Raw genomic sequence first — 24,782 nt, forward strand, 5'->3', positions numbered from 1 at the left:
ACCCGGCTCCAACACCACCGACCGGAGGAACGAACGTGAGCGATGGGAACGCACTGACGCCAGCGGAACTCGAGGCTGAGATCGGCACCACCTTGCCGGCCAAGGAGGTCATGTCGCTGCTCGACCTCAACATCGATATCGACCTGGCCCTCGCACTGGCCGCCCCGATCGACCTGGCGGTCGCCGCGAACCTGAACATCGCCGCGCCGATCGACGCGGCCGTGTCGGCCAACGTGCTGTCGCTGTTCTCCAGCGCCGCGGCACAGGCGACCCAGGCGGTCATGATCGACCAGTACATCTCCGGTGAGGCCATCGCCACCGCGCCGCAGGACGCGACGATCACGCAGCTCCAGAACCCCGATGGTGGCAGTGGTAGCGGTGACGCCGAGACCACGACGGACCCCAACACGACCAACACCGCCACCGAACCGACCAACCTCGGGACCGATGACGTCCTCGGCACGGTCAACGGGACCAACGGGACCAACGGAACCGTCGACGACGGGGTCATCGATGGGGTCATCGATGGGGTGGTCGACGACGGGGTCGTCGATGGAGTCGTCGACGACGTGACCGACGTGGTGGACGACGTCGTGGACACCGGGTCGGGCGTCGTCAGCGACGTGACCTCCGGCGGCCTGCTCGACGGCAACCTGGTCAACATCGACGTCCAGGTGAAGCTCGATGCCGACCTGGCTGCTCCGATCGCCGGTGCTGTGGCGGCGAACGCCAACGTCGCGGCGCCGATCGAGGCCGCGGCCGCCGCGAACGTCGGCTCGATCAGTTCGGAAGCCATCGCGGTCGCCGACCAGACCGCCATCATCACCCAGAACCTCGACGGCGTGCTCGCCGAAGCGACGGCCGAGCAGACCGCCGACATCCTGCAGGACTGACGAGGTGCGTGCTCTCGCTGAGGTCCGCCTGTGACCGCGCCCCCGCTCGGATCGTCCTCGGCCACGACGACCACGTCCCTCGACGACGTGGCGGCCGGGGACGGTCCGGGCACGCAGGACACGACGAGCACGGACGACCGGCGCGAAGTCGTCGCTCGACTCCCCGCTCCGTCGCCGTGCGCCGGCACCGAGCTGCTGGGCCGGCCGCGGGGGTCGGGGTACCGCCACCCACCCTCGCTCGCACGCCGAGCTGACGGTCAGGTCATCCAGCTGACCCCGCTGCTCTACGCGGTGCTGGAGGCGATCGACGGTGAGCGCGGCTTCGAGGCCATCGCCGCTCGGGTCAGCGAACGGACGGGGCGGACGGTGCAGGCCACCGACGCCGTGTACCTGACGGCGGCCAAGCTCATCCCGCTCGGGCTCGTGCGGGCTCCCGACGGATCCGAACCCGAGCTGCCCACCGCCAACCCGCTGCTGGCGTTGCGCTGCAAGTTCGTGATCTCCGATCCGCACATCACCCGACGGATCACCCGTCCGTTCGCGGCGCTCTTCCGCCCCTCGCTCGTCCTGCTGTTCCTCGCCGCGTTCGTCTGGACCTGCCACTTCGTGATCGTCGAGCGAGGCCTGGCCTCGAGCCTGCACCAGGCCTTCTACGAACCGCACCTGCTGCTGGCCGTGTTCGCGCTGACGCTCGTATCCGCTGCCTTCCACGAGTTCGGACACGCGGCCGCCTGCCGCTACGGCGGCGCGACCCCCGGGGCCATGGGGGTCGGCCTGTACCTGGTCTGGCCGGCGTTCTACACCGACGTGACCGACGCGTACCGGCTCGGCCGAGGAGGCCGGCTGCGCGTCGACCTCGGGGGGCTGTACTTCAACGCGGTGTTCGCCGTCGCCACCCTCGTCGCCTGGTCGTGGCTACGCGCGGATGCCCTGCTCCTGCTGGTCGTTGCCCAGCTGCTCCAGATGTCCCGGCAACTGGCACCGCTGGTGCGGTTCGACGGGTACCACATCCTCGCCGACCTCATCGGTGTCCCCGACCTGTTCGCCCACATCAAGCCGACCCTGCTCGGGGTCCTGCCGACACGCTGGCGGGGTGGGCAGCACCAGGCGCTCAAGCCCTGGGCGCGCGCGGCGGTCACCCTGTGGGTCCTGGTCGTCGTGCCCCTCCTCGCGGCCCTGCTGGTGACGATCGTGCTGCTCGTCCCCCGCCTCGCGGCCACTGCCTGGGACGCGCTCGGCGTCCAGTGGGAGGTCCTGGCCACCAACTGGGCCGACCGCGAGTTCGCGAACGTCGGGATCCGTCTGCTGTCGATCGTGTCGCTCGTCCTGCCGGTCGCGACCGTCAGCTACCTGCTCGCTCGGGTCGCTCACCGCACGTGGGTTCGGCTGTGGCAGCTGAGCGCGGGCAGCCGCTGGCGACGCGCCGGCGTCCTGGTGCTCGGCGTCGCGGCCGTCGCGGGCTTGTCGTGGCTGTGGTGGCCCGGCGACCAGTACCGACCCATCGAAGCTGACGAGGGCGGCCCGCTCCCCCGGCTGGTCGCGCCCGAGACGGTCCCGGCCGCCACGCCGGTCCCCGGGGCGGCCCCCTCCGTCGCCGGCACACCTCCGGGTGCCGTCCCCGGTCCACCCCCGGCGAACGCCGTCGGGGACGGCCAGATCGGGCTGATCCTCGTCCCGCGTGCCGAGGAAGGCACCCACGCCACGGTCGACGCTTCGGCGGCACCGACGCTCCTCGCCTTCTTCGAGGAGGAGGGTGACGCTCCGACCATCCTGGAGATCGATCCGCGGGAGGAGGGCGCCACGGTCGAGCAGTGGCCCTTCCCCTGGGGTGAGCCGCTGCCGACCCGCGAGGGCGACAACCGTGCGATCGTCATCAACACGGAGGACGGGTCGACGGTCTACGACGTCGCCCTCGCGTTCGTCTGGATCACCGACGGTGGTCCGGTCGATGAACGCAACGAGGCGTTCGCCTACGCGAGCTGTCGCGACTGCACCAGCGTGGCCGTCGCTTTCCAGGTCGTGATGATCGTCGGGCAGGCCAACGTGATCACCCCGGTGAACACGGCCGTGGCAGCGAACTACGAGTGCGAGTCCTGCCGGACCCACGCGCTGGCCGTCCAGCTCGTGGTCACGCTCAAGGAGGATCCGGACGATGAGGTCCTGGCCCAACTCGCCGCGGTCTGGGCCGACCTCGAACGGCTCGAGAGCGAGGCCGGCTCGCTCACCCTCGAGGAGACCTACGCCTGGATCAAGCGCGCCGAGGCCGAGATCCTCACCATCCTGATCACCGCGGGGGCCGACGAGGTCACGAGCACGACCGCCGAGGACGAGGATGGCGGCACGCTCGAGGACCCCGCACCGGCCACGGACGCACCCGACGACCCCGACCACGTCGACGGGGAGCTGGCCGAACCTGATCCCGATCCGACGGCACCTGCGACCGACGCGCCGGAGGAGTACCACGACGACACCACGACCTCGGACGCGACGACGACCGAACCGACCGAGTCCAGCGACCCGACCGACACCGTCGAACCGACCGACACCGTCGAACCGACCGACACCGACGAACCGACCGACACCGTCGAACCGACCGAGGAGCCCGAGCCGGAACCGACGCCCACGGAGACGACGGAGCCGGCCACGGAACCGGACCCGCCTCCGGAGGAGACGGACGCGGAGGAGACCACGACGAGCGATCCCTGAGATCGACGTGCTCGGACGTCCCGAACCCTCGCTCGGTTCACAGGTCGCGGGCGAGCTCGTGCTCGGTGACGTGCTGCTTGGGCGGCGGCATCGCGCTGGTCCGCCCCGTCGGGGTGAACCCGTGGCGCGCGTACAGCTCCTGCGCCCACACGTTGTGATCGCCGACCTCGAGCAGGACACGTCGCAGCCCGCGGTCGCGCGCGAGCCCGAGAGCGGAGCTGATGAGCGCGTCCCCGACGCCACGGCCACGGCCGACCGGCGCGACCCACACACCGCCGATGTCCGCGGTCGCCTCGACGCCGTCCTCGTCCCACACACCGAGGACCGCCATCCCCGCAGCTTCACGGCGGTAGCGCGCTACGAGCGTCGTCCGGTCCGGATCGTCCAGCTTCCGCCGCCAGGCCCCCTCCTCGAGCCCGCGCTCGCCCTCGAGCGTCGAGCAGAAGGCTTCGGGTGCGTCCTCCAGGGCAGCGAGGCGTAGCTCGCGTACCACGGCCCACTCGCCCGGCAGCGCCGGGGCGACCACCACCTCGCTGCTCGCCTCAGTAGGCACGAGCGAACACGACCCGCTTGCCGTACGCCGACGGCCGGTCGCACCGGATGCAGGTGCCCTCCTCGGCGGCACCGTCGTTCGGGACGCACCGCGGGGTCGCGGCCGTCTCGGCCTTGATGTCGTCCTCGCAGGTCGCCGACCCGCAGTGGAAGGCGTCGGCGAAACCGGTCGCGGTCTGCGCCTCGAACGCGTCCCAGTCGTCCACCGACGCGCGGTTGTCGGCGAGGTAGGCCTCGGCCCGCGCCAGCAGCTGATCGTGGTAGCCGTCGAGCTTGGCGGCGGCACCGGTGACGAACTCGTCGAAGGACAGCGTCTCCTTGACGGCGCGGCCCTTCTCGTCGACCTCGCCGACCCGCTGGGCCACGAGGACGTGGCCCGCCTCGAGATCACGGGGGCCGAGCTCCACCCGCAGCGGCACGCCCTTCAGCTCCCAGTCGTTGAACTTGAAGCCCGGCGAGGCGTCCCGGTCATCGACGTGCACCCGGACGCCCGCCGCCTTCAGCTGGCCGGCGAGCTCGTGCGCCTTGGCCCGCGGGGCATCGCCCTGCTCGCCGCGCCCGATCGGGACGATCACGATCTGGATCGGCGCGAGGCGAGGCGGTAGCACCAGGCCCTGGTCGTCGCCGTGCGCCAGGATGATCGCACCGATCATGCGCGTCGACATCCCCCACGAGGTGGTGTGGCACAGCTGCAGCTCGTTGTTCTCGTCCTGGTAGTCGATCTCGAAGGCCTTGGCGAAGTTCGTGCCGAGGTAGTGCGAGGTCCCGCACTGCAGCGCCTTGCCGTCGCGCATCATCCCTTCGATGGTGTAGGTGCGTACGGCGCCCGCGAACCGTTCACCCGGCGTCTTCTCACCGGCGACCATCGGGATGGCAGCCACGTCGCGCGCGAACTCGACGTAGATGTCGAACATCTGGATCGTCTCGCGCATCGCGTCCGCCTCGTCGGCGTGCGCGGTGTGCCCCTCCTGCCACAGGAACTCGGTGGTCCGCAGGAAGATGCGGGGACGCAGCTCCCACCGCACGACGTTGTTCCACGCGTTGATCAGCACCGGCAGGTCGCGGTACGAGGAGATCCACCGCGAGTACATCTCGCCGATCACCGTCTCGGAGGTGGGCCGCACGACCAGCGGTTCCTCGAGCTCCTTGCCTCCGCCGTGGGTGACGACGGCGAGCTCGGGTGCGAACCCCTCGACGTGCTCGGCCTCACGCTGCAGGTACGACATCGGGATGAACAGCGGGAACATGGCGTTGACGTGCCCGGTGTCCTTGAACCGCTGGTCGAGCTGGCTCTGCAGCAGCTCCCAGACCCGGTACCCGTACGGCCGGATCACCATCGTGCCCTTGGCAGGACCACGGTCGGCCAGCTCGGCCTTGAAGACGAGCTCGTTGTACCAAGCCGACACGTCCTCGCTGAGCGGGGTGACGCCTAGGTCTGCGTTCTTGGCGGCCATCTGGACGTCCTCGCGTGGCACCCGCGCGCGAGCGGCAGGTACGGGGTCGGGGATCGGGGATCGGGGGTCGGGTACGAGCGGCAGGGCTCGGGTGCTGCGGACCGGACCCGGGAGGCTAGCGTCGCTCTTCCCCCCTCCCGCCGGAGCCGGCCGTGCCACCACCCCTCGTGCCCCCGGTGCCGTACCGACGCCGCGCGCTGGCCGTCGCCACGGGGTTCGGCGCGTTCGGCGTGGCCAGCCTGCCGCTCACGCTCGCGTACCCGAGCGACCTCGCGCCGTACCTGCTCTCCCTGGCGAGCGGGGCCAGCGTGGCCATCGTCGGCGAGGCCACGCACATGCGCTGGCTGCGCACCACCGGTATCGCCGTGGTCCTCATCGGCGCGGTCGCACCCATCCTCGGGTTCGGGCTCCTGCTCGCCGCCTTCGCGATGCTCGGACCGCTGGCGGTCGTGCTGGTCCTCGGGCCGGCGCTGCGTCGGGTCGACCCGTTCGCGGGGACCGCGTTCCTGTCAGCGTGCGCGATCGTGATCGCCGGCGGGTTCGCCGGCGGGGCGATCTCACCGCCACTCGTCGCCGGGCTGACCGTGCTGGTGCTCGCCGGCGGCACCGTCACCACCATGAGCCGCCTCGGTGAGACCAGCGGTGATGTCCCCGACGTCGAGCTCGGCGGCACCTGACCCGCCGGCCGCCGGGGTCCCGAACCAGCCGGCTGCGGCCGGGCCCCGTCCGTGGCCGAGACGCCACGCCGCCGATCTGGCGAGGGCGTCGCGGACCAACCGCACCGAGCGGTCGACGGCGGTCAGCGGCGGCACACCGAGTGCCAGGTGGCCCGTGATGGCCGCGCTCAGACCGCAGCCCGTGCCGTGGTCGTTGGACGTGGCCACCCTCGGTCCGCGCAGGTGGCGGACGCCGTCGGCGGACACGACGGTGTCGACCACCTCGTCACCGTCGGGGTGACCACCGGTGACGACGGCCACCTTCGCGCCGCGGGCGTGCAGCTCCCGTCCCGCCGCCTCCGCGTCCGCGTCGTCGTCGACGGTGCCCTCGAGGAGCGCGGCGGCCTCGCGACGGTTGGGTGTCGCCACGACAGCACGCGGCAGCAGCACCTCGCGCAGCACCCGTTCGGCGTCCGGTCCCAGCAGACGGTCCCCGCTCGTGGCGATCAGGACCGGATCGACGACGAGGTTCGGCAGCCGGCCGGCATCGGCCAACTCGGCCACCGCCGCCACGCTCCCGGGTGCGCCGAGGACACCGGTCTTGACCGCCCGCGGTGCGAGGTCGGCGAGCACCACCTCGACCTGCGCTCGGACGATCGCGGGCGGTACCACCTCGACCGCGTGGACCCGTTGGGTGTCCTGCACCGTCACCGCCGTGATCGCGGTGGTCCCGAAGACCCCGAGCGCAGCCATGGCGCGAAGGTCGGCCTGGATGCCCGCACCACCGCCGGAATCCGAGCCCGCGATGGTCAGCGCCACCGGCGGCGTCACGAGGCGACCGCCGCGACGAGCCGGCGGACGACCGCCCCCGGGTCGGTGCTGCCCATCACGGCGCCCATCACCGCGACCCGACTGACACCGGCCTCGTGCAGTTCGAACGCCGTCGCGGGGTCGATACCTCCGAGGGCCACGACCGGGAGCGGCGCGCCCGAGGCGAGCTCCGCGGTGCCCTCGACGCCGATCGTCGGGCCGTAGCCGGGCTTGGAGGCCGTCGGTGCGACCGGCGACAGCGTGGCGTAGGCCGCGCCGGTGTTCGCGGCCCGTTCGAGCGCGTCGGCGTCGTGGCACGACCGGCCGTGCCAGCCGGCGCCGACCGGGTCGGTCGCGGTCAGGTGCAGGCCATCGGCACCGGCGGCGGCTGCCATGGCTGGGTCCGACGACACCAGGAACCGTGCACCCCCGCGTCGAGCGACCGCGGCGACGTCCAGCGCCAACCGGCACCGCTCGTTCCTCGGAAGATCGCGCTCGCGCAGCAGCACGGTGTCGGCACCCGCGTCGACGGCCGCGGCGACCGTGTCCAGCAGCTGGCCACCGACGGTCCTGACGCGGTGGCGATCGGTGAGGATCAGCAGCCGTGGGACGCTCACGAGGTCACCGCCGCGACGCCGTCGGTCGGGCTCGACGCCAGCGCATCATCGCGACGCGGCACGCGCCCCGCGCCCCGCGCCAGGTGGCCGGCCTCCACCGCCAGACGCATCGCTCGCGCCATCCGTTCGGGATCGGCCGCGCGGGTGACGGCGGTGGCCAGCAGGACCGCGTCACAGCCGAGCTCCATGGCGACCGCGGCATCGGACGCGGTCCCGATCCCGGCGTCGAGGACCACCGGCACGCCGGCCTGGTCCACGATCCGGACGATGTCACGTGGGTTGCAGACCCCGAGCCCGCTGCCGATGGGTGCGCCGAGCGGCATCACCGCAGCGACGCCGACCTGCTCGAGCCGGCGCGCGACGATCGGATCGCCCGACGTGTAGGCCAGGACCGCGAACCCGTCGTCGACCAGCTCCTCGGCCGCGTCGAGCAGCTCCACGACGTCCGGGAGCAGTGACCGGTCGTCCCCGATGACCTCGAGCTTGACCAGGTCGGTGTCGAACGCCTCGCGCGCCAGCCGGGCGGTCAGCACCGCTTCGCGGGCGGTGCGACAACCGGCCGTGTTCGGCAACAGCTCCACCCCGCAGCGAGCCAGCACGTCGAGCACCGATCCGGCGCCCTGCTGCGCGGTGACCCGACGGACCGCGACCGTCGCCAGCGAGGTCCCCGAGGCGCGGACCGCCGCCTCCAGTCGGGCCAGGTCCGGCGCCCCGCCGGTCCCGAGCAGTAGGCGCGACGGCAGCTCGCGACCGGCGATGGTCAGCGGCGGTCCCGCCGCGAGGTGTCTCACGCTCCGTCGCTCGTCCACGTCGTCTCCCTCGATCACGTCGTTCACCCGCCGGCCACCGCGGTGACCACCTCGACGCGAGCGCCGCCCTCCAGCACGAGGTCGGCCCACCGCGCTCGCGGGACGACCTCCTCGTCCACGGCGACCGCCACGCCGCCAGGTGACGCCTCGTCCGACAGCAGCTCGGCCACCACCTCGGCCACCGTCGTGCCCTCGGGCACCACGTGGGTCTCGCCGTTCACGGTCAGCTCCACGGCGCCGCCTCCAGGTCCGGAGCCACGTCCTCGAAACCCGGGACCGCTCGTCCGGTCCGGACCGCCGCGACCACGAGGTCGGCCGTCAACGGAGCCAGCAGCACCCCGCCCCGGTGGTGGCCCGTCGCGATCACCAGGCCGCTGCCGGCCGGCCCGATGACCGGACGGTCGTCGACCGTCGCCGGCCGCAGCCCCGCCGTGGCCTCGATCAGCTCGCACTCGTCGAGGAACGGCAGCACGGCGCTCGCGTCGTCGAGCAGCTCCCGGACGGCGCCGGCCGTGACGCTGCGGTCCTCGCCGCGCTCCTCGACGGTCGCCCCGACCACCAGCCGCCCGTCGGCGCGTGGGACCACGTACACCTGGCGGCCGTGGACGATCGCCCGCACCTGGTGGCCGAGCGCACCGGCGGGGCCGCGCAGGCGCAGGATCTGGCCCTTGACCGGCCGGACCTCGGGCGCTGCGTGCCCCTGTCCGGCGAGCACCGCGGTGGTGCGGTGACCTGCGGCGACGACGACCGCGTCCGCACGGACCACGTCGCCGCCTGCGGTGGTGACGCCTCGAACCTGGCCGTCCGCGTCCCGGTCGAGCCGCGCGACGGCGTCCGCGACCGTGCGCACCCCGCAGGCGCCCGCAGCGCCCGTGAGCCCCGCGCCGACCTTCCGGGTGTCCACGGCAGCCTCCCCCGTCGTCACGCTGCCGCCCACGACCCCCGGGGCCAAGAGCGGCTCGTGCTCGCGCAGCTCACGACTGCGCAGCCGGGTGACCGCCGAGCCGTGCGTGCCCTGACGGGCGTGGTGCTCGTCGACCATGGCCAGGTCGGCACGTGTCAGCGCGACCGTGACGGTGCTCAGCGAGCGCAGCTCGGGGTCGACGCCGCCATCTGCGGTGACGTTCGCGGCGAAGGCCGGCCACCGGGCCAGCGATGCCAGCCCCAGCTCGGCCAACCGTTCGTGGCCGGCGGTCAGCTCGGAGATGGGGGCGAGCATCCCGGCGGCCACGTACGACGCGCCACGGAACGGCTCGGGGTCGACGAGGGTGACCGTGAGGCCGTCACGGGCGAGCGACCAGGCGCAGCTGGTGCCGATGACGCCGGCACCGACGACCACGACCTCCTCCGGCCCCGTCACGCCGCACCTGCGACGGCCGAGGCGACGGCAGCGACCGCGCCGCGTGGATCGTCCGCCCGGGCCACGGCACCGATCAGGGCCACACCGTGCGCCCCGGCGGCGACCAGGTCCGTGGCGCCCGTCGCGGTGACCCCGCCGATCGCCACCACCGGGACCGTCACCGCCGCGGCGACCGCCGCGACACCGTCCACACCGATGGGGTCGGGGAGCCCGTCCTTGCTGGTGGTCGCGAACGCCGGCCCGACGCCGAGGTAGCTCGCCCCCTCCTCCTGCCGCGCGCGGCCGCTGCCCGGGTCACGTGCCGTGGCTCCGACGAGCGCGTCGGAACCCAGCAGGGCTCGCGCCACACCGACGGGCAGGTCGTTCGCGCCGAGGTGGACACCGTCCGCTTCGACCGCCACCGCGATGTCGACCCGGTCGTCGATGATCAGGGCCGCACCGGCCTCGCGGCAGACGGCGAGCAGGGGGCCGGCGAGCTCGTAACGCTCCCGGTCGGTCAGGTGCGTCGCGCGCAACTGCAGGACCTCAGCGCCACCGCCCAGGGCGGCGGTGGCCAGGTCCAGGGGCCGGTGCCGGTCGAACCGATCGAGCAGGACGTGGACACGGCCGACGGCCGGTCGCCACGAGATGGACCCCACCGAGAGCTCCCTCCGCCGGTACGACCCGGATCAGGTGCGACGGTCGAGGCGTCCCACGCCTCCTCTCAGCCCGGTGTCACCGGGCTCCCGTGCTCAGCCACAGGTCTAGGTGGCGCCGGTACCCGGCGTCAACCCGGCGAGCGGCGGTTCACCGGCGGCGGCTGGCGATGAGCCGGTCGATCCCGAGGACCAGCACGTCCTCACGTTTGCAAGCAGCCAGCCGTGCCCACGACCGCAGCGCATCCGGCGTCCCGCTGAACGCGGCGATCGGTACGACCGCGACCCCGTGCTCCTCCGGTGCGCGGCGGGCGAAGGCATCGGCGTCGTCGTGGCCGAGCGACGCCAGGTCGACGGTCACGAAGTAGGTCCCGGCGGACGGCACGACGCGCACGTCCGCATCTCGCAGCCGGTCGACGATCAGCGCGTGCCGCCGGGCGTTGCCCGCCGTGACCTCGGCGTAGGTGGTGTCGTCGGATCCGAGCGCGGTGACGGCCGCGTGCTGCAGCGGGGTCCCCCCGGCGAAGGACAGGAACTGCTTGACGGCCCGGACCGCCTCGGTCAGCGGCGGTGGGGCGACGGCCCAGCCGACCTTCCAGCCGGTGCACGAGAAGGTCTTGCCCAGTGACGAGACGGTGAGGGTGCGCTCGGCCATCCCGGGGCGGGTGGCCAACGGGACGTGCGACCCGTCGTGGACGAGGTGCTCGTAGACCTCGTCGGTGACCACGGTCAGATCGCGGTCGACGCAGAGGGATGCGATGCGGTCGAGTTCGTCGGCCGTCAGCACCAGGCCGGTCGGGTTGTGCGGGCTGTTGAGCAGCAGCAGCCGGGTCCGCGGGGTGATCGCTGCGGCCAGCCGGTCGAGGTCGAGGTGCCAACCGCGCTCCTCGGTGGGCGGGTCGATCGGGACGCGGACCTCGGCGGCCGCCGCCATCGCGATCACGGCGGTGTAGCTGTCGTAGACGGGGTCGAGGACGATCACCTCGTCGCCCGGGTCGCACAGCGCGAGCACCGCGGCCGTGACGGCCTCCGTCGCCCCGAAGGTGACGGTCACCTCCGTCTCGGCATCGACGTGCTGACCGTGGAAGCGCTGCTGGTGGTCGGCGATGGCACGTCGGAGAGCCGGTATCCCGGGTCCCGGGGCGTACTGGTGGTGACCGGCGTCGAGCGCGGCATGGGCGGCCGCGACCACGTGCTCCGGCGGGCCGTCGTCGGGGAAGCCCTGGCCGAGGTTGGCGGCCCCGTGCTGGTGGGCGAGCGCCGAGATCTCGCTGAACACCGAGGTCGACAGACCGCGCAACCTCGTCGCGATCGGTGCTGTCCGCTCCCGCTGCACGCCACCTCCGAACCGCCGCTGGTCCCCCGGACCCTACGGCGCGACGCCGAGCGATGGACCGGTCGGAGGTGGTCTGCCAGACTCGGCCGACGGTGACAGTCGAGGGAGACGCACGGTGACGGACGGCGCGAGCGTGGCCACGAGTGACCTACCGCCGTCGCTGACCGCCGACCCGGGGATCAGCCCCGCGGAGCTGCACCTCGCCGCCCGCAACCACGGGATGCCGCTCGAGGCGCTCGGTCTCGACGTCACGCCGGTCGGCCTGCACTACCTGCTGATCCACTACGACATCCCCGTGATCGACCCGGCCACGTGGCGCTTGACCATCGGCGGCGCCGTGAGCCACGAGACGCGTCTCTCGCTCGACGACCTGCAGGCCCGGTCGTCGGTCACCCGGCGCGTCACCCTCGAGTGCGCCGGCAACGGCCGGGCCCGCCTGTCGCCCCGGGCCATCAGCCAGCCGTGGCTCAACCACGCGATCGGCACCGGCAGCTGGACCGGGGTCCCCCTGGCCGATCTGCTCGAGGAGGTCGCGCCGACCGATGCCGCCGTCGAGCTGGTGTTCACCGGTGCCGACCGCGGCGTGGAGGGCGGCCAGCCGCAGGCCTACCAACGCAGCCTGACGATCGAGCAGGCGCGCCGCGACGGCGTCGTGCTCGCGTACGCCCTGAACGGGGCGCCGCTGCCGCCCCAGCACGGGGCACCGGTCCGCCTCGTCGTACCCGGCTGGTACGGCATGGCCAGCGTCAAGTGGCTGCAGACCATCGAGGCGGTGACCGAACCGTTCGACGGCTACCAGCAGACCACCGCCTACCGCTGGCGCGACGCACCCGACGATCCGGGCACCCCGATGCGCGAGATCCGGGTGCAGTCGATGCTCCTGCCGCCCGGGGTGCCGGACTTCGCCACGCGCCGCCGCTTCGTGCCGGCCGGCCCGACGCCGCTGTCGGGGCGCGCGTGGTCCGGCCACGGTCCGGTCACCCACGTCGAGGTCAGCACCGACGGTGGTGCCACGTGGGTCCCGGCGCAGCTCGACCCACCGCCGGACCCGCACGCCTGGCAGCGGTTCACCTGCACCTGGGACGCACCCGTCGGGCGTCACGAGCTGTGCTCCCGTGCGACCGACGCCGCCGGGCGGACCCAGCCCCTCGAACCCGAGTGGAACCTCGGCGGCTACGGCGGCAACGCGGTCCACCGCCTGGACGTCGAGGTCACCCCCAGCTGAGTTCGGTGGGGGTGCTCATGGAACAGGGCCCAAGGTGCGCAGCGACGGGCGTTGCGTGACAGTTCCTGGCTTCTGGGCGCCGGAAGTTGCGGCCGACGCACGCGGATCACCCGGTGCGCCTGGCAGTTCCTGGCTGCCAGGCGCCAGGAACTGCCGTCGTGACGGCCTCAGCCGAGGCGCTGAAGCACCGCGGCAAGGTGGGCACAACCGCCGCAGGGGGAGCACACGGGCGTGTTCCACCGGTCGTCTGGGTCGCTCGGTGACGTGAGAAGACGACGGTGACGGCAGGCGGCGGTCCAAGGCCGCTCGGGCGTCACCGTCGAAGGCTGACGTCACCAGACAAGAGTGGCGCGAACCGCCGTGGTGTCACGGTCGGGCACATCGGGGCCTGTCCATCGACACCCGCTGCTGAACTCACCTCCAGCTGACGCGGGGCCACCGTCGGACTCGACGGTTCGCACGGTTCTGTCGCCCAGGGGTGCGACATCCGGCCCATCCGGCCGACCCTCCCCCATCACACCTCTGACCGTTCCTGCGCTCCGGAGCTCCTGTGGCGGACGTCGAGACCCTCAAGACCAAGAGCAGCTACCTGGCCGGCGACCTCGCCGACCAGCTCGCTGACGCGTCCGCGGGGTTCTCCAAGGACGCCACCCAGCTGATCAAGTTCCACGGCAGTTACCAGCAGGACGACCGCGACGTCCGCAAGGAGCGCGCCAAGGCGGGCCTCGGCAGGGCCGTGTCGATGATGGTGCGCGCCTCCATCCCGGGCGGCGTACTGACCGCCGAGCAGTACCTGGCCTGCGATGCGTTGGCCGACGAGGTCAGCAACGGCACCCTGCGGATCACCACGCGCCAGGGCATCCAGTGGCACCTGGTGGGCAAGCACGACCTCAAGCAGCTCATCGGGACCCTCAACGACCACCTGCTGTCCACGCTGGCCGCCTGCGGTGACGTGTCCCGCAACGTGTGTGCCTGCCCGGCACCGCTGCCCGGCCGCGACGACCTGTTCGCCCATGCCGAACGGCTCGCCATCGCGGTCCGGCCGCGGACCTCCTCGTACTGGGACCTGTGGCTCGACGGTGAGCGGCGGGTCTCGGCCGTCCCCGACCACGACCAGGTGGCGGGCGACAGCGGCGACGCCGTCGAGCCCCTCTACGGCCCGACCTACCTGCCCCGCAAGTTCAAGATCGGGTTCGCCCACACCGGCGACAACTGCGTGGACGTCTACACCCACGACGTCGGGATCGTCCCGATCCGCGGCGACGAGGGTGCGATCGAGCGCTTCGTGCTGGTCATCGGGGGCGGCCTCGGCATGACCCACAACAAGCCGGCGACCTACCCCCGGCTGGCGTCCCCGTTCGCGACGGTCGGTGTCGACGAGCTGATCGAGGTCGTCGAGGCCATCATCAGCGTCCAGCGCGACCACGGTGACCGTGAGGACCGCAAGCACGCCCGCATGAAGTACCTCGTGGAGGAACGTGGGGTCGACTGGTTCCGCACCGAGGTCGAAGCGCGGATCGGACGCCAGCTCGACCCGCCGCAGGAGCTGCGCTGGGACGAGACCGACGACCACCTCGGCTGGCACGCCCAGGACACCGCAGAGGAGACCTGGTTCCTCGGTGTGCCCGTCCCGTCCGGGCGGGTCCAGGACACCGACCAGGTGCAGCTGCGCAGCGCCGTCCGCTCCCTGGTCCGCGACCTCCGGCTCGGTGTCCGCCTCACCGCCCGACAGGACCTGATCCTCACCGACGTCCCGGCAGCGCGGCGTGACGAGGTGACCGCACGCCTCCGCGACGCCGGTGTCCCGCTGGTCGAGGACATCACGCCGGTCACCCGCCACGCCCTCGCCTGCCCGGCGCTGCCGACCTGTGGGCTGGCGCTCGCCGAGGCGGAGCGCTCGCTGCCGCAGGTGACCGATCGCCTCGGTGGTGCGCTGGACGAGCTCGGGGTTGGTCACGAACCGGTCCACCTGCGCGTGACGGGGTGCCCCAACGGCTGCTCGCGCCCCTACTCGACCGAGATCGGGGTCGTCGGCCGGGGCAAGGACCACTACACGGTGCACCTCGGCGGCGACGCGGAGGGCACCCGCCTCAACACCCTGTACGCGGACCGGGTGCACCTCGACGACCTCACGCCGCTGCTCACCCCGCTGCTGACCGCCTGGCGCGATGAACGCGAGGACGGCGAGTCGTTCGGGGACTGGTGCGACCGCGTCGGACCGCGGGCGTTGCACGAGCGGTTCCCCGTCGGAGCGGAGGTGACCGCGTGAGCACGCTCACCTCGGCGTTCGCCGCCCTGCCCGAGGACGACCCGCGCGTCGAGCGGCTCATCGCCGACGCAGCCGCCGCCTCCACCGAGCTCGAGCACGCGTGGCCGGGCGACGTCCTCGCGTGGGCGGCCGCCAACATCCCGCGGTTCGCCGTGACCTCCTCGTTCGGCGCCGACTCCGCCGTCCTGCTCCACCTGCTGTCGACCACCGCTCCGCGCACGCCGGTGCTGTTCCTCGACACCGGCCTGCACTTCGCCGAGACCATCACCTTCCGCCGATCGCTCGCCGACCGGCTCGGCCTCGACGTCGTCGACGTCCGTCCGCAACGCACCGTCGCCGAGCAGGCGCAGGACCTCGGTGACCGGCTGTGGGAGCGCGACCCCGACCGGTGCTGCGCCCTGCGCAAGACCGTGCCGCTGCGCCAGGCGATGGGCGCGTTCGACGGCTGGGCATCCGGTGTCCGCCGCAGCCAGACCCCCGAGCGAGCCGGGACCCCGATCGTCGAAGCACGACGTCATGACGGCCGGTTCGTGGTGAAGGTGGCGCCGCTCGCACGCTGGTCGGACGGCGACGTGGCGACCTACCTCGAGGTCAACGAACTGCCTCGCCACCCGCTCGTGGACGACGGCTACGCCTCGATCGGCTGCGCCCCCTGCACGGCGCGCACCGCGCCGGGCGCGGACCCCCGCGCGGGGCGTTGGGCGGCGTTCGAGGCCAAGACCGAGTGTGGGATCCACCTCGAGGGGGACGACCCCACGACCCCGGCGGGCTGATGGCCTTCTCCCTGAGCGTGACCCTCGAGGTGACCGGTCGACGCGCCGTCGTCGTCGGTGGCGGCTACGAGGCGGTCGACCGCACCCAGGCGCTGTTGCACGGCGACGCCGAGGTGCTCGTGATCACCCCCGACCCGGACCCGGCGCTCGTCGCGCTCGCCGACGCCGGTCGTCTCACGCTGCGCCGTCGCGGCTACCGCAAGGGCGACCTCGCCGGCGCGTTCGTGGCCTACGTCACCCGAGAGGATCCCACCGACGTCGAGGCGACCTGGGCCGAGGCGACCCGCGAACGCGTCCTGCTGTCGACCCTCGACGACGTGCCGCACTGCCACTTCGCGACCCCGTCGGTGGTCCGCCGCGGCGACCTCGCGATGACCATCGCCACCATGGGGCGAGCCCCGGCGCTGGCGAAGCGGTTGCGACGCCACCTCGAGGACGAGTTCGGTCCGGAGCTCGGCGACCTCGTCGACGTCCTCGACGATGCGAAGCAAGGTTGCCTGCCCCGGTCCGTACCGTTCGCCGAGTGGGCCGCACGGTGGGAGGTCGCGCTGACCGATCTCGACGGCCTGCTGGCCGCGCTGCGGGACGGGCGCCACGCGGAGGTCCGCGCCGAGGTCGAACGGTGCCTGCGCACCCCGACCGACACGCTGCAGAGCGACGAGGTGCCCGCGTGACCGGGCTGCCCTGGCTCTCACCACCGGCGCGGCGCGGCGTCGTCCACCTCGTGGGCGCCGGCCCGGGGGACCCGGGGCTGCTGACGCTCCGCGCGGCGACGTTGCTGGCGACCGCCGATCTCGTGGCGCACGACCGTCTGGTGCCGGGCGCCATCCTCGACCTGCTCCCACCCACCGTCGACCGCGTCGCCGTCGGCAAGCCAGCCCCCGGCACGTGCGGGTGGCGTCAGGACGCCATCAGCGACCTCCTCGTCGCCGAGGCGCGGGCGGGCCGTGCCGTGGTCCGGCTGAAGGGCGGTGACCCGTTCGTCTTCGGGCGTGGCGGCGAGGAGGCCATCCACTGCCACCAGGCCGGCATCGAGGTCGAGGTCGTGCCCGGGGTCACGTCCGCAGTGGCCGCTCCGGCCGCCGCCGGGATCCCGGTGACCCACCGCGGTCTGGCGTCGGCGGTGGCGTTCGTGACCGGCCACGAGGATCCGGACAAGCCCGCCAGCCAGCTCGACTGGTCGGGTCTGGCCGCCTTCCCCGGCACCCTGGTGTTCCTGATGGGTGTGCACCACGCGGCCCGTATCGCCGACCAGCTGGTGCTGCACGGCCGTGATGCGACGACTCCGGCCGCCGTGGTCCGCTGGGGCACCACGGCCCGCCAGCAGGAGCTGATCACCACCCTGGGCGACCTGGCGGTCGACGTGCTGCGCAGCGGCATCGCCTCACCGGCGACCATCGTCATCGGGGACGTGGTGCGCGTCAGGGACGCCATCCGGGGGCACGCCCCCGTGGTCGACGCGCTGGCCCACTGACCTGGGGCTGGGTCAGGCCCCGTCCGCCAGCGCCGCGCGGAGCACGTCGTTGAGCATCGCGATCTCGCCCTTCGGCACGGATCGGATGTCCAAGCGCTCCGCCTCGGCGAGCAGGTCCGGCTCGAGGTAGGCCGAGAAGATCACGATCGGTCCGGTGAAACCGTCAGCGCGCAGGACCTGCGCGACCTCGATGCCGGTCCGACCTGGCATGCGGTGGTCGAGGACCGCGGCGTCGATCTCGCTGGCAGCAGCGACCTCGACCGCATCGTCGCCGTCGACGGCCTCGATGACCTCCCACCCGGTCCCCCGGGTCAGCAGGATACGCACGATGCGGCGCAGATCGGCCTGGTCATCGGCCACCAGGATGGTCGTCGTGGACACCGGTCGCACCTCCGCCGCCGTGTGACGGGACACCCCCGCACCGGCCGGCCTCGGACACTAACGCACGGAGGTGCCGACCTCACCGGAGGCGCCCGCGTGACCGTCCTTCGATCCGGCGCGGCCGATCGGCACGCGCACCGTGAAGGTCGCCCCCTGCCCCGGGGCACTGTCGACGTCGATGTGGCCGTCCACCAGCTCCAGATAGCGCCGGACGATGGTCAGCCCGACCCCCGTGCCCCGAGCGCTCGCCTCGGTGTGCTCGGACTGGCGGAACAGCTCGAAGATCCGTTCCTGGTCCTCGGCGGGGATGCCGGCGCCCTCGTCGGACACCGCGATGATCACCTCCGTCGCGCTGGCCCGTCCGCTCAGGGTGATCCGTGTGCCGGACGGCGAGAACTTCGCCGCGTTGGACAGCAGGTTGCTGACGACGTGGTGGACGAGGCCGGGGTCGAGTTCCACCTCGACCGCCTCGACGTCGACCACGAGGTCGTGCTCGGTGAGCTCGTGACCGAGCGAACCCGCGACGCGTTCCAGCTCCTCTCGCAGCTGCATCGGCCGGGTGGCGATGCGCACCCGCCGAGCCTGCAGCTGGGTGAAGTCCAGGAGCCGCTCGACGATGCTGTGCATGTCGTTGGCGTGGCGCCAGATCATCTGGCGCACCTCCTCGGTCTCGGTCTCGTCGAGCGCGAACGGTCCGGGGGCGAGGATCTGGGTGGCGCCGAGGATCGCCGACAGCGGGGTGCGGATCTCGTGGGCCGCCACGGCGAGGAACTCGTCCTTGAGCTCGTTGGCGAGACGCAGCTCGTTGGCCGCCTCCTGCTCGCGGTGCAGGGCGGCCTCGAGCGCGCGTCGCGCCTCGCGTCGCTCGGTCACGTCCTGCAGGATCGCCGCGTACCCGGACGGCGCGCCGTCGTCACGACGGAGCGCCGTGACGGTCAGCTCGCCCCAGAACCGCGACCGGTCGGGGCGTTCGAACCAACCCTCGGTCCGGGCTCTGCCGGTCCGGGTCGCCACGACGACCGGGTCCGTCATGGGCTCACCCGGTGCGCCGAGGTCGGTCAGCCGCCGACCGAGCACGTCCGCCTCGGCGTAGCCGGTGACGCGCTGCGCCCCGGCGTTCCAGGACCGCACGTCCCCGAGCACGTCGAGCAGGACGATGGCGTACCCCACGACCCCGTCGACCACCAGGCGGAGCCGTTCCTCGTTGAGCCGTGCGCCGAGCTCGGCGGCCTCGAGTTCTCGCCGCCGCAGCTCGAGCGCGGCCGCCATCCGGTTGAAACCCTGCGCGAGGTCGGCGACCTCCCCGGCCCCCTCCTCCTCGACCCGCACGCCTCGTTCGCCGGCGGCGAGGCGCCCGACCCCGTCGGCCAGCGGGCCGAGCGGACGCAGGAGCCGCCGGCCGGTGGCGATGACCGCGACGACGATGGCGAGGACGACCGCGAGCAGGACCCCGGTCGGCCCGCCGAGGGTCGCCCCAGCCCCCCCGACGATGTCGGCCTCGGTCTGCTCGACGACCACCCAGGCCGGGAGCGTGCGGAGCGGGGCGCCGGCCAGCAGCGTCGGACCGTCGGGGCCGTCCACCGTCGCGACGGGACGCTCGGCCGGCAGGTCCTCCACCGGCTGCACGTACCGTTCGGTGATCCGGTCGCGGTCGCGGTCGGCGAAGGTCGTGCCCTCGGGCGTGACCAGGGCCGCCCGTCCACCCCTGCTGAGCTGCTGGGTGACCTCGTCGGCGACCAGCGCCACATCGGCCCGCCCGACGAGGAGTCCGACGACGGTGCCCGGCGGGGACTCGATCGGGATCGACAGCTCGAGCACGGCGTCGTCCGAGGCGAGGTCCACGGTGGCTCGGCCCTGCGTCGGGCCGTCGGACGGCAACGGATCACGCGGGTCGAGGTCGGCCGGTCGCAGGATGCGGTCGCTGGCGGCCGCGGCCACGGCGACTCCGGACCCGTCGTAGACCACCAACTGATCGACCTGGTCGGTCACCCGCAGCGCGACCTCCAGTTCGGTGGTCACCGTCCCGTCGAGCTGTGCGAGCACCTCGCGGGTCGCGAAGAGCCCGAGCTGGGCGAGCAGCGCGTCCACGCGACCATCGACGACGGTCGCGGTCCGTTCGGCGGCGACCAGGCTGGTGTCACCCGCGGTGGTGAGCAGGGTGTCGCGCTCGAGGTGGCGCACCACGGCCAGGCCGAGGACACCGGTCAACAATCCCACCACCGACGTGACGATGACGAGCTGGCGGACGACACGACGTGGGCGGTTCACCGGACCTCGTCCGCCTGACGGAGGACACCGTCGTCGAGGTCGTCCGCACCGAAGGTCGCGGCGATGGTCCGGTCGATCACCAACCGGAACCGGCGGGGGTCCTCGACCGGGATCTGTGCCACGGGATCGCCGGCCAGGACCCGTGCGACCTGGCGGGCAACCTGCCGACGGACCTCGGCACCGTCGGGTTCCAGGGTGAGGACCGCGAAGTCCGCCCGGCTGTTGTTGCTGATGACAGGCAGCCCGCTCCCGGTGATCGCCTCACGCAACGCGTCGTACGCGGCGAAGGTGGCGTTGGCGCTGGCCAGGACCGCAGCGTCGACGCCCTCCTCGACGAGCGAGGCCACGGCTCCCGCGACGTCGTCGTCGCCGCCGAACGTGGCCTCGACGACCTCGAGGCCCGCGTCCTCCGCTGCGGCGACGATCCCCGCGCGGTGACTGGCGACGGCAGGGTCATCTGCGGGCGCGAGGTAGCCGACCCGATCGACCTCGCCGAGGAGCCGTCCAGTGAGTTCCAGCGTCCGATCGGCAGGGCTGGCGAACGTCACACCCGTCACCCACCCCTCGGGCCGTTCGCGGTCCTCGACGAGCCCGCTGGCGATCGGGTCGTTGACCACGGTGATCGTGGGTGTCCCCGGCAGCAGGTCGACCGCGGCCGTGGCGAGCGGTGTCGAGTAGGCCACGACGACGGTCGGCGTCCGGTCCAGGTCCGCGAGGGCGGCCGCGACCTCGTCCTGGTCGGCGTAGGTCTGCTCGCCGTCGGTGGGCACCACCTCGATGACCGGTCCGACGGCGAACCGTTGGTCGCGAAGTTGGGCCAGGAACGCCGCGTGGTGGGGGTCGGCGACCGAACGCAGGACCAGGACCAGCGGTCGGTCGGCGGCAACCGGGTCAGCAGCCGAGGGGGTGCAGGCGGACAGCACGGCCAGCGCCAGGAGGGCGGCCATCACCCGCTGCACCATCACGTTGCTCGCTTCGTCCGCCGGTCGACCGGATGAGCGTAGGGGGGCGCCGCGTCCGTCGCGGTCGGGGCGAAAAGGCGCTCCGCGGGAACGGTCGCGTCGCTGGTCAGTCCGTGACCTCGATACCTCCCCAGAACGCGATGTGATCCTGGATCTGGGTCGCCTTCGGCTTCGGGTCGGGGTAGGTCCAGGCGGCAGCCGAGTTGACCTTGCCGTCCACGACGACGTCGAAGTAGGACGCCGTCCCCTTCCACGGGCAGACGGAGGTGCGGTCCGATGGCCGCAGGAGCGAGCGGTCGACGCTGTCCGGCGGGAAATAGTGGTTGCCCTCGACCATCACGGTGCGGTCCGACTCGGCGACGGTGGCGCCGTTCCAGGTGGCCTTCGGCACGTGGTCCTCCTCGTGGCGGGTTCGGGTCAGGGTCCACGCCGCCCGGTCCAGGGTCAGCCGAGGCGGGCGCGTAGCTCTTCGGTGAAGCCGCCGGGCAACGTTCCGGCGACCGCGGCGAGCGCGACCTCGTCGTCGCTCTCGGGCCACCGGTCGTGCTCGACGATCAGCGCCACCAGTTCACGGGCGACGTGGACCGGCGGGACACCGTGCAGGTGCAGGCCCTGCCGGGTGCGGCTGGCGAGGGTGGCGGTCGCCACACGCCCCTCCCCGAGGAGCACGGTGAAGCGCTCGGGGTCGGCGGTGGCGAGCACCTCCACGTCGTGGGGGTGGGTCACGTCGCCACCTCCATCGATTGCTCCTCGACGAGGTCGTGGCTGAGCCGCTCGCCGCCCTCGATGGCGACCGGGAGCGCCTCGTCCGACGACGCGAGCGGGCACGACCACGTCGGGTCGTGCGCACAGCTCGGGTGGTACAGGAAGTTGAGGTCGATCTCGAGGTAACCCCCGGAACCGCCGAGGTCAGCCCCCTTGACCGTGTCCAGCAGGTAGCGGCCACCGCCGTAGGTCGCGTCGCCGTTGGTGGCGTCACGGAGCGGCACGAAGACCCCGCCGCCGTAGGCGTCGAGCCAGTGGACCGGGACGGGGTGGGCGACGCCGCCGAGCTCGAGCGCGAGGGTCCCGACGCGCCGGGTCGGGGTGGTCCCCGCCGCGCTGTGAGCGATCTCGGCGCGGACCGGTTCGGCCTCGTGCACCTCGACCGCCCCGAGCCGGAGGTCCGGGTCGTAGGGGAAGACGGGCAGGCCGGTGAAGCTCGCGCGGAGCGAGATGGGCAGCGGCGAGGCGGGGTGGCCGGCGAACAGCTCGTCGCGGGCGTCGCGCCACCACCGCCAGGTCGTCTCCGAGGTCCCTCGGCGCCGCACCTCGCCGTACAGGTCGGCGACGCGACGCCGCCAGTCGAGCAGCTCCAAGGTCTCGCGCACCACGCAGCCCTCCGTCAGTAGCCCAGCCGGCCGAGCTGCTTCGGGTCGCGCTGCCACTCCTTGGCGACCTTCACGTGCGTGGTCAGGTAGACCCGGGAACCGAGCAGGACCTCGAGCTCCTTGCGCGCCTCGGTCGCCGCCGCCTTCAGCGTCGCGCCGCCCTTGCCGATCACGATGCCCTTCTGCGAGTCCCGCTCGACGTGGATGACCGCGTCGATCTCGAGCAGGTCGTCGCGGCCCTCCGCGGGGCGGATCTCGTCCACCGTGACGGCGATGGAGTGCGGCAGCTCGTCACGGGTCCGCACGATGAGCTGCTCGCGGACGATCTCGGCCGCCAGCTGCACCTCGGGCTGGTCGCTGACCTGGTCGGCGGAGAGCAGCCGCAGCCCCTCGGGCAGGTGGGCGACCAGGACGTCGGCGAGGTGGTCGACGTTGTCGCCGGTCGCGGCCGAGACGGGCACGACGTCGGCGAAGGTGCGGCCCTCGCCGAGCAGCCCCGACAGCTGCTCGAGCACGGGCAGCAACCGCCCCTTGTCGGCGAGGCGGTCGATCTTGTTGGCGACCGCGACGATCGGCGTGGAGATGGTCGACAGCTCACGGGCCATGAAGGCATCGCCGGTCCCGATCCCGTCGGCCACGTCGACGAGCAGGACGATCAGGTCGACGCCTGCCCAGGTGTCGCGGACCAGGTCGTTGAGGCGCTTGGTGAGCAGCGTCCGGGGCTTGGCCAGCCCGGGGGTGTCGAGGAAGACCAGCTGGGCATCCTCGCGCGTCAGGACCCCACGGATGGCGTTGCGGGTGGTGCCGGGGGTCGGCGTGACGATGGCGACCTTCTCGCCGACGAGCTGGTTGAGCAGCGTGGACTTGCCCACGTTGGGGCGGCCGCACAGCGCGATCAGCCCCGACCGGTGCCCCTCGGGCACCGAGTCACGCAGGCCAGCGAGCATGGCCTCGACGTCGAGCTCACGTCCGCTCATCGGACCACCGCCGTCATCGCTGTCCCTGTGCGAGTCGCTTCGGGCCGAAGCCGTGGGGCAGCAGCTCGGTGATGTGGGCGATGAGGGGCCGACCGCCGTCGCCGGAGCTGTAGACGGTCGCGTCCGGCCCGAACTCGAAGATGGTCTGCCGGCACGCGCCGCACGGGGTGCACGGGTCCTCGCCGTCACCGACCACCGCGACGGCGACGATGGGGCTGCGGGCACCGGTGGTCGCCATCGTGGCGATGGCGCTCTGCTCGGCGCAGGTGGTCATGCGGTAGGAGGCGTTCTCGACGTTGACGCCCTCGAAGCGCTGACCGTCGGCCAGGACGATGACCGCACCGACCCGGAAGTGCGAGTACGGCGCGTACGCGCGCTCACGGATCGCCCGAGCGGCGCGCAGGAGCGCTGCCTCGTCGATGGGCCGCACCTCGCGGGGCGGCGTGTCGGGCTTCACCGTGCGGCTCCTGACGGTCCTACGCGACGGTCCTACGAACGTGCGCGGACGAGAGCGTACGCCGCGAACGCCCCTCCCGGCGGGTGGCCGCGACCGAGCCGGCCGTACCGGGAGGTGGTTCAGGCGACGGAGGCGGCGACCTGCTGGCGAACCTTCGGATGGATGCCGGTCATCCCAGCCACGTACTCGGCGAGCGGACCGAGCTCGGCGCGCCGCTCACCCCGCGACCGGACGGCCGCGAGGAAGTCCTGCAGCTCCTCGGTGAACCCGTGGGAGAGCAGCTCCTCCCAGAAGGTGTAGGCGATGCGGTCCTCGAGCTCCTCGACGAGCGATCAGGATGTCGAAGCCGGCGGCTGGATGCTCGATGGCGAGCTGCTCGCACTCGTGCAGCACCGGCAGGTCAGGGCTCGACAGCCCGCCGCCCGTCAGCGATGAACGACGGATCTCCTCACGGAGCTCGGCGACCATCCGATCGGGCGCGGGACGGGGGTTCACGTGCCGGTGCGCTTCGCCCGCCACCGGCCTTCGAGTTCGACGCCGACCCCAGCGAGGGCGCCACCGACCATCGCGCCGATCGTCGTGGCCCGGTCCGGTGTGGAACCGATGAGGGCGAGGAAGCCGATCAGGGCGAGGCCGAGGTAGATCCCGAGCACGATGGGCGGTCCCTGGAGCAGCACCAGCCTGCCTCGGTGATCACGCCGGACGCGATCGTCGTCGGAGCCCACATCCCCACCGCCTCGGCGAGCCCGCTCGCCCTCGAACCTGGACGGGCGCAGGCCCACGTCCGATGGATCGTAA

At 72.8% G+C, this 24,782-nt stretch carries 26 protein-coding genes and 1 riboswitch; of the genes, 8 read left to right on the forward strand and 18 right to left on the reverse strand.

Annotation, left to right across the window (positions count from 1 at the left end; translation table 11 throughout):
* The first annotated feature begins 35 nt into the window (after nucleotides 1-35).
* Together NITAL_RS21490 and NITAL_RS21495 are read left to right on the forward strand one after the other, a co-directional pair.
* Nucleotides 36-893: a hypothetical protein gene (locus NITAL_RS21490; protein WP_052668375.1), complete on the forward strand. Its 858-nt coding sequence runs from the start codon at nucleotides 36-38 to the stop codon at nucleotides 891-893.
* Nucleotides 894-923: 30 nt separating this feature from the next.
* A complete protein-coding gene (locus tag NITAL_RS21495) occupies nucleotides 924-3,599 on the forward strand; it encodes a hypothetical protein (RefSeq protein ID WP_052668376.1) in 2,676 nt (891 codons plus the stop codon).
* Nucleotides 3,600-3,636: 37 nt separating this feature from the next.
* Here the strand turns inward: NITAL_RS21495 and NITAL_RS21500 are convergent, their stop codons facing one another.
* Together NITAL_RS21500 and proS are read right to left on the reverse strand one after the other, a co-directional pair.
* Nucleotides 3,637-4,152, reverse strand: a complete 516-nt coding sequence (locus tag NITAL_RS21500) for a GNAT family N-acetyltransferase (RefSeq protein WP_211262576.1) — start codon at nucleotides 4,150-4,152, stop codon at nucleotides 3,637-3,639.
* Nucleotides 4,142-5,605 carry a proline--tRNA ligase gene (gene proS, locus NITAL_RS21505; protein ID WP_052668378.1) on the reverse strand — a complete coding sequence of 488 codons (1,464 nt, stop codon included), beginning with the start codon at nucleotides 5,603-5,605 and terminating at the stop codon, nucleotides 4,142-4,144. The genes NITAL_RS21500 and proS overlap by 11 nt, the downstream gene beginning before the upstream one ends.
* 152 nt (nucleotides 5,606-5,757) lie before the next feature.
* Between proS and NITAL_RS27550 the strand changes: the two genes are divergently transcribed.
* Nucleotides 5,758-6,282, forward strand: coding sequence for a hypothetical protein (locus NITAL_RS27550; protein WP_052668379.1), 525 nt, complete (start codon nucleotides 5,758-5,760; stop codon nucleotides 6,280-6,282).
* On the opposite strand, the gene thiD is transcribed toward NITAL_RS27550, so the two are convergent.
* The 7 genes from thiD to NITAL_RS21545 form a co-directional block, all read right to left on the reverse strand.
* Nucleotides 6,163-7,092 (reverse strand): bifunctional hydroxymethylpyrimidine kinase/phosphomethylpyrimidine kinase, encoded by a 930-nt coding sequence (thiD, locus tag NITAL_RS21515; RefSeq protein ID WP_083441867.1) that lies wholly within the window; start codon nucleotides 7,090-7,092, stop codon nucleotides 6,163-6,165. The genes NITAL_RS27550 and thiD overlap by 120 nt on opposite strands.
* Nucleotides 7,089-7,688, reverse strand: a complete 600-nt coding sequence (locus NITAL_RS21520) for a thiamine phosphate synthase (protein ID WP_052668380.1) — start codon at nucleotides 7,686-7,688, stop codon at nucleotides 7,089-7,091. Before NITAL_RS21520 ends, thiD begins: the two co-directional genes overlap by 4 nt.
* Complete coding sequence (thiG, locus tag NITAL_RS21525; protein WP_157042018.1) at nucleotides 7,685-8,479, reverse strand: thiazole synthase; 795 nt, start codon at nucleotides 8,477-8,479, stop codon at nucleotides 7,685-7,687. The genes NITAL_RS21520 and thiG overlap by 4 nt, the downstream gene beginning before the upstream one ends.
* Before the next feature lie 41 nt (nucleotides 8,480-8,520).
* A complete protein-coding gene (gene thiS, locus NITAL_RS21530; RefSeq protein WP_052668381.1) occupies nucleotides 8,521-8,730 on the reverse strand; it encodes a sulfur carrier protein ThiS in 210 nt (69 codons plus the stop codon).
* Entirely contained in the window at nucleotides 8,721-9,857 is a 1,137-nt protein-coding gene (thiO, locus tag NITAL_RS21535; protein ID WP_052668382.1) for a glycine oxidase ThiO, read from the reverse strand. Before thiO ends, thiS begins: the two co-directional genes overlap by 10 nt.
* The gene (gene thiE, locus NITAL_RS21540) at nucleotides 9,854-10,495 is read right to left on the reverse strand and encodes a thiamine phosphate synthase (protein ID WP_211262577.1); all 642 of its coding nucleotides are present in this window, start codon (nucleotides 10,493-10,495) and stop codon (nucleotides 9,854-9,856) included. Before thiE ends, thiO begins: the two co-directional genes overlap by 4 nt.
* Nucleotides 10,486-10,596, reverse strand: a riboswitch (TPP riboswitch). (Overlaps the previous gene by 10 nt.)
* A 47-nt stretch (nucleotides 10,597-10,643) precedes the next feature.
* Nucleotides 10,644-11,828 (reverse strand): aminotransferase class I/II-fold pyridoxal phosphate-dependent enzyme, encoded by a 1,185-nt coding sequence (locus tag NITAL_RS21545; RefSeq protein WP_083441868.1) that lies wholly within the window; start codon nucleotides 11,826-11,828, stop codon nucleotides 10,644-10,646.
* A 133-nt stretch (nucleotides 11,829-11,961) separates the two neighbouring features.
* On the opposite strand from NITAL_RS21545, the gene NITAL_RS21550 reads away from it, so the two are divergent.
* The 5 genes from NITAL_RS21550 to cobA all read left to right on the forward strand — a co-directional run bounded on the left by NITAL_RS21550 (nucleotide 11,962) and on the right by cobA (nucleotide 17,569).
* A complete protein-coding gene (locus NITAL_RS21550) occupies nucleotides 11,962-13,053 on the forward strand; it encodes a sulfite oxidase (protein WP_052669921.1) in 1,092 nt (363 codons plus the stop codon).
* Between the two features lie 550 nt (nucleotides 13,054-13,603).
* On the forward strand, nucleotides 13,604-15,322 hold the full coding sequence (locus NITAL_RS21555; RefSeq protein WP_211262578.1) for an NADPH-dependent assimilatory sulfite reductase hemoprotein subunit: 1,719 nt from the start codon (nucleotides 13,604-13,606) through the stop codon (nucleotides 15,320-15,322).
* Nucleotides 15,319-16,095, forward strand: coding sequence for a phosphoadenylyl-sulfate reductase (locus NITAL_RS21560; RefSeq protein ID WP_211262579.1), 777 nt, complete (start codon nucleotides 15,319-15,321; stop codon nucleotides 16,093-16,095). The genes NITAL_RS21555 and NITAL_RS21560 overlap by 4 nt, the downstream gene beginning before the upstream one ends.
* Nucleotides 16,095-16,769, forward strand: a complete 675-nt coding sequence (locus tag NITAL_RS21565; RefSeq protein WP_052668384.1) for a precorrin-2 dehydrogenase/sirohydrochlorin ferrochelatase family protein — start codon at nucleotides 16,095-16,097, stop codon at nucleotides 16,767-16,769. The genes NITAL_RS21560 and NITAL_RS21565 overlap by 1 nt, the downstream gene beginning before the upstream one ends.
* Complete coding sequence (cobA, locus tag NITAL_RS21570) at nucleotides 16,766-17,569, forward strand: uroporphyrinogen-III C-methyltransferase (RefSeq protein ID WP_169786924.1); 804 nt, start codon at nucleotides 16,766-16,768, stop codon at nucleotides 17,567-17,569. Before NITAL_RS21565 ends, cobA begins: the two co-directional genes overlap by 4 nt.
* Before the next feature lie 12 nt (nucleotides 17,570-17,581).
* Here cobA and NITAL_RS21575 read toward each other — a convergent pair whose 3' ends face one another.
* The 9 genes from NITAL_RS21575 to NITAL_RS28665 form a co-directional block, all read right to left on the reverse strand.
* On the reverse strand, nucleotides 17,582-17,950 hold the full coding sequence (locus tag NITAL_RS21575) for a response regulator transcription factor (protein ID WP_052668385.1): 369 nt from the start codon (nucleotides 17,948-17,950) through the stop codon (nucleotides 17,582-17,584).
* 57 nt (nucleotides 17,951-18,007) lie between these two features.
* On the reverse strand, nucleotides 18,008-20,218 hold the full coding sequence (locus tag NITAL_RS21580) for a sensor histidine kinase (protein ID WP_052668386.1): 2,211 nt from the start codon (nucleotides 20,216-20,218) through the stop codon (nucleotides 18,008-18,010).
* Nucleotides 20,215-21,180, reverse strand: a complete 966-nt coding sequence (locus NITAL_RS21585) for an ABC transporter substrate binding protein (RefSeq protein WP_157042019.1) — start codon at nucleotides 21,178-21,180, stop codon at nucleotides 20,215-20,217. Before NITAL_RS21585 ends, NITAL_RS21580 begins: the two co-directional genes overlap by 4 nt.
* A gap of 106 nt (nucleotides 21,181-21,286) precedes the next feature.
* Nucleotides 21,287-21,571 carry a DUF427 domain-containing protein gene (locus tag NITAL_RS21590; protein WP_052668388.1) on the reverse strand — a complete coding sequence of 95 codons (285 nt, stop codon included), beginning with the start codon at nucleotides 21,569-21,571 and terminating at the stop codon, nucleotides 21,287-21,289.
* Between the two features lie 53 nt (nucleotides 21,572-21,624).
* Nucleotides 21,625-21,906 (reverse strand): hypothetical protein, encoded by a 282-nt coding sequence (locus tag NITAL_RS21595; RefSeq protein ID WP_052668389.1) that lies wholly within the window; start codon nucleotides 21,904-21,906, stop codon nucleotides 21,625-21,627.
* The gene (locus NITAL_RS21600) at nucleotides 21,903-22,553 is read right to left on the reverse strand and encodes a DUF1684 domain-containing protein (RefSeq protein WP_052668390.1); all 651 of its coding nucleotides are present in this window, start codon (nucleotides 22,551-22,553) and stop codon (nucleotides 21,903-21,905) included. The genes NITAL_RS21595 and NITAL_RS21600 overlap by 4 nt, the downstream gene beginning before the upstream one ends.
* Before the next feature lie 11 nt (nucleotides 22,554-22,564).
* Nucleotides 22,565-23,527 carry a GTPase Era gene (gene era / locus NITAL_RS21605; protein ID WP_211262580.1) on the reverse strand — a complete coding sequence of 321 codons (963 nt, stop codon included), beginning with the start codon at nucleotides 23,525-23,527 and terminating at the stop codon, nucleotides 22,565-22,567.
* A gap of 13 nt (nucleotides 23,528-23,540) precedes the next feature.
* Nucleotides 23,541-23,984: a cytidine deaminase gene (gene cdd, locus NITAL_RS21610; RefSeq protein WP_211262581.1), complete on the reverse strand. Its 444-nt coding sequence runs from the start codon at nucleotides 23,982-23,984 to the stop codon at nucleotides 23,541-23,543.
* A gap of 491 nt (nucleotides 23,985-24,475) precedes the next feature.
* Nucleotides 24,476-24,661, reverse strand: coding sequence for a hypothetical protein (locus NITAL_RS28665; protein ID WP_211262582.1), 186 nt, complete (start codon nucleotides 24,659-24,661; stop codon nucleotides 24,476-24,478).
* Nucleotides 24,662-24,782: the final 121 nt, after the last annotated feature.

It is taken from the genome of Nitriliruptor alkaliphilus DSM 45188, assembly GCF_000969705.1.
GTDB lineage: Bacteria > Actinomycetota > Nitriliruptoria > Nitriliruptorales > Nitriliruptoraceae > Nitriliruptor > Nitriliruptor alkaliphilus.